The sequence below is a fragment of the Segeticoccus rhizosphaerae genome (assembly GCF_009192725.1).
Classification (GTDB): domain Bacteria; phylum Actinomycetota; class Actinomycetes; order Actinomycetales; family Dermatophilaceae; genus Segeticoccus; species Segeticoccus rhizosphaerae.
The window spans coordinates 1-1,438 of the sequence record NZ_VOHR01000548.1; the positions used below are offsets into that span (position 1 = coordinate 1).

2 protein-coding genes are annotated in these 1,438 nt (G+C 72.3%); both read left to right on the forward strand.

Going from position 1 to position 1,438, the window contains the following annotated elements:
- Window positions 1-692, forward strand: a 692-nt coding sequence (locus tag FRW57_RS21525) for a methyltransferase domain-containing protein (protein ID WP_152187030.1), incomplete at its 5' end; no start/stop codon positions are given.
- A 1-nt stretch (window position 693) separates the two neighbouring features.
- Window positions 694-1,438 (forward strand): TrmO family methyltransferase domain-containing protein (locus FRW57_RS24935; protein WP_203230475.1); only part of this gene is annotated, 745 nt, incomplete at its 3' end.

Sequence of the window (1,438 nt, forward strand, 5' to 3'; positions counted from 1 at the left end):
GAGTCGACGCCGACGACCCGGGCCCGCTCACGCTGAACCTGGCGCAGCGCTGGCCGGGGGCCCGGGTCGTCGGCGTCGACTCCTCACCCCCGATGATCGAGCAGGCCCGCGACGCCGACCCGGACGGCCGGGTCGAGTGGGTCGAGGCCGACCTCGTCACGTGGCGGGCGGAAGCGCCGGTCGACGTCCTGGTCACCAACGCCGCACTGCAGTGGGTGCCCACCCACCTGGACCTGCTGCCACGGCTGATCGACCAGGTCGCGCCGGGCGGGTGGTTTGCCATGCAGGTGCCGGGCAACTTCGACGCCCCCTCGCACGCTCTGCTGCGCGAGGTCGCGGCGCGGATGCCACGCGCCGCCGAGCTTGTCCCGCGGTTTCGGGGAGCGTATGCCGTGGCCGAGCCCACGGCATACGCCGCTGTGCTCGCGGACGCCGGAATGGAGGTCGACGTGTGGGAGACGACCTACCTGCAGATGCTCGATCCCCAAGGGCTGCAAGCAGATCCGGTGCTCGAGTGGACCAAGGGCACGGCGCTGCGCCCCGTGCTCGAGGTCCTGACCGGCGAGCAGGAACGCACCGAGTTCATGACGGCGTATGCCGAGTCGCTGCGGCAGGCCTACCCCCGCCAGCGCCACGGCACGCCATTCCCGTTCCGGCGGATCTTCGCTGTCGGCCACCGACGGGAGGGCTGACTTGGAAGCGTTCACGATGCGGCCGATCGGCACGGTCGTCGGCGGTCGCACCGAGGCTGCCGACGACCACTGGGGGTCGGTGCGTGCGGCCATCGAGCTCGACGCCACCGAGTTCGGCCCGGATGCACTGGCCGGGATCGAGGACTTCTCGCACCTCGAGGTCGTCTACCACTTCCACCTGGTCGCGCCCGGCACCGAGCAGCGTGGCGCACGTAGGCCGAGGGGTAGGGCCGACTGGCCGCTGGTCGGGATCTTCGCGCAGCGCGGCAAGCGTCGGCCCGGACGGATCGGCGTCAGTCGCTGCCGGTTGCTGGCGGTCGACGGCACGCGGCTCGAGGTCGAGGGACTGGACGCGATCGATGGGACGCCGGTGCTCGACGTGAAGCCGGTGATGCGCGAGTTCGGGCCGAGAGGCGCGGTCCGACAGCCGGACTGGGCGAGCGAGCTGATGGCCGACTACTACACGCCGAACCAACCCCCCGGACCACTCCGGGCGGTCACCGCCCTGCACCACGTGCAAGTGTCGTGTCCGGCCGGGTCGGAGCAGGCGTTGCGCGGCTTCTACGCGGGCGTGCTCGGCATGACCGAGGTGAGCAAGCCGCCGGTGCTGGCCGCCCGGGGAGGGGCGTGGTTCCGTTCCGGCACGGCCGAGCTGCACTGCGGCGTCGAGGCCGACTTCCGGCCCGCCCGCAAGGCGCACCCGTGCCTGCTCGTCCCGGACGTGGACTCCGTGGCCGAGGCCGTGG